Source organism: Trinickia sp. (assembly GCF_035492435.1).
GTDB lineage: Bacteria > Pseudomonadota > Gammaproteobacteria > Burkholderiales > Burkholderiaceae > Trinickia.
On sequence record NZ_DATJJF010000128.1, the window covers coordinates 1 to 2,271 of the forward strand.

Sequence of the window (2,271 nt, forward strand, 5' to 3'; positions counted from 1 at the left end):
AGCAGCCACATGAGCCAACGGGTGTCGGCGAAGTAGATGGTGTACGGAATGTGCGCGATAAGGACGAGCGCCACGAGCAGTGCCGGCACGACGATGAGCGGCATCAGCCATGGCTTCCTGAAGCGGGCATAAACCCGCTTACAGGCCACGTATAAAAGGATCGTCAGCACGAAGCAAGCCGCCGCCGCCGCTCGGGGATCGGCGGTGATGAGCGGCGACGCGTGGTCCCAGGCGTTCATGGGCTACCTCAGGAAAGGCTGCTCGGGGCTTCAGTGCGAAGAGGGCTGCGACACGCGTACGCGGCGCATGGCGAGCCGACGCTCGAGCCGCGCCGCGTGATCGACGGTGAAAGCGACGGCAACCATGACCGTCAGCGTGCCAGCAACGACGACGAGCGCAAGGCGCCAGCCGTCGGACTTGAAAAGTCCGCTGTACTGCACGGCTGCAACGGTCGCCGGAATAAAGAACAGCAGCATGTCCGACAACAGCCAGTCCGCGCCCGCCTTGACCCAGCGCGGCGCGATGCGCCCCGAGAGCAGCAGGACAAGCAGCACGGCGAGACCGAGCACGCTGCCGGGGAACGGCAGCCGAAAATGACGCGAGGCGTAGTCCGCCACCAGCCAAAGCGCGCAAAGCAGCCCCGTTTGCAGGGCGGTACGCAGCACGCCCTGCATCCGTTTTGTCGCGGACATCGCACAACTCCCTATTGACTCTTAGACCGAATTGTATACAGACATCTTCCATAAATATAATGACTTAAAATCATCAAATGCATTCCAAATTGGAATCAAGGAGAAGTCACGCATGGAACTGCGCGCGTTGCGTTATTTCGTTGAGGTCGTGCGACAGCAGAGCTTCACGGCGGCCGCGGAGCGGCTTTTTGTCACTCAGCCGACGATCAGCAAGATGATGAAGGCGCTGGAGGAGGAAATCGGTGCGCCGCTGCTTTTGCGCGAGGGGCGCCAGATGATGTTGACCGACGAGGGCCGGGTTGTTTATCAGCGCGGCCAGGAGGTGCTCGCCGCGCACGCGCGGCTACAAGCGGAGCTCGACGACATCGGCACACTCGGGCGCGGCGAGCTGACAATCGGCACGCCGCCTCTGGGCGGCTCGCTTTTCACGCCAGCCATCGCCGAGTTCAAACGGCGCTATCCGAAGATCGAGCTCAAGCTGTTCGAGCAAGGTGCGCGCGGCATCGAAGCGGCGTTGATGGCCGGCGAAATCGAACTCGGGGGGCTAATTTTGCCCGTCGATGCCGAGTCGTTCGACATCCTGCCGATCGCGCGCCATCCGCTTTGGCTCGTTGCCCGCCGCGGCTCGCGCTGGGACGACGCAGCGCAAGTGCGCCTCGCCGATCTGGCCGCCGAACACTTCGTCTTCTATGGCGAGAGCCTTGCGCTCAACGACCTCGTTACGCTCGCCTGCCGCTCCGCCGGCTTCGCGCCGACCATTGTCGCGCGCAGCGCCCATTGGGACTTCATGGCGGCGCTCGTCCATGCGGGACTCGGCATCGCATTGCTGCCCGCGCTCTACTGCCACCGGCTCGACGCCGCGCAGTTCACTTGCCGTCCCGTGTGCGAACCGGAAATGCCGTGGGAGATGGCGGTCGGCTGGCGGCGCAACGGCTATCTCTCGCATGCGGCGCGCGCGTGGCTCGACGTCGCGCGTGCAACGCTGCCCGGCCGTGGCGGCGACGATTTCGTCTATACGCGCTCGGGGCGCGCAGCGGACGAAACTGCGGGACCGTAACGAGAACGCCGGGGCGTGCGCAATCCGGCCCGCGTTGAGAGGCATCGAACGCCCCATGCGCGTCGCGGCCATTGGTCGGCAATGGGCAATGGAAAATGGGCAACGGGGCCAGAGCGAGAGCGATCCCTCTAAACGAACGTAGCGTGCCGAACCGTATCATGCAAGAGCGCCCGAGCCCGTCACCTTAATCTGCCACAACAGCCGCAGCCTTCAGGTGCAATGTCGGGCACAGAGCGTGGTCCAAGCAAAGACGCAACGGAGACATCGCCATGAAACCGCACGCCCCGCCGGCCACACAGGAAGTCACCAATCAGACGCCGCCGCTCGAGCATTACAACCTCTACGCGACCGACGCGGCGCTCGTCGCCGCGGTCGAACGCGAAGGCGCCGGCTGGCATGCCGAGGCCCTGACGGGCGACGGCGCGCAGCTCAGCACGCCGGATGTCCTCGCACTCGCCGCGCAGGCCAACCGTCACGCTCCGGAGCTTTTCACCTACAGCCCGCGCGGCGAGCGCATCGATG

The 2,271-nt window shown here is 64.7% G+C and carries 3 protein-coding genes and 1 pseudogene; 2 read left to right on the top strand and 2 right to left on the bottom strand.

Annotation, left to right across the window (positions count from 1 at the left end):
- Both VL598_RS09995 and VL598_RS10000 read right to left on the bottom strand, forming a co-directional pair.
- Positions 1 to 239 (bottom strand): LrgB family protein (locus VL598_RS09995; RefSeq protein WP_325326555.1); only part of this gene is annotated, 239 nt, incomplete at its 3' end.
- Between the two features lie 30 nt (positions 240 to 269).
- Positions 270 to 692 (bottom strand): CidA/LrgA family protein, encoded by a 423-nt coding sequence (locus VL598_RS10000; protein ID WP_325326556.1) that lies wholly within the window; start codon positions 690 to 692, stop codon positions 270 to 272.
- 112 nt (positions 693 to 804) lie between these two features.
- On the opposite strand from VL598_RS10000, the gene VL598_RS10005 reads away from it, so the two are divergent.
- On the top strand, positions 805 to 1,749 hold the full coding sequence (locus VL598_RS10005) for a LysR family transcriptional regulator (RefSeq protein WP_325326557.1): 945 nt from the start codon (positions 805 to 807) through the stop codon (positions 1,747 to 1,749).
- A 269-nt stretch (positions 1,750 to 2,018) separates the two neighbouring features.
- Positions 2,019 to 2,271 (top strand): annotated as a pseudogene (locus VL598_RS10010) (DNA alkylation response protein); the annotation flags it as partial.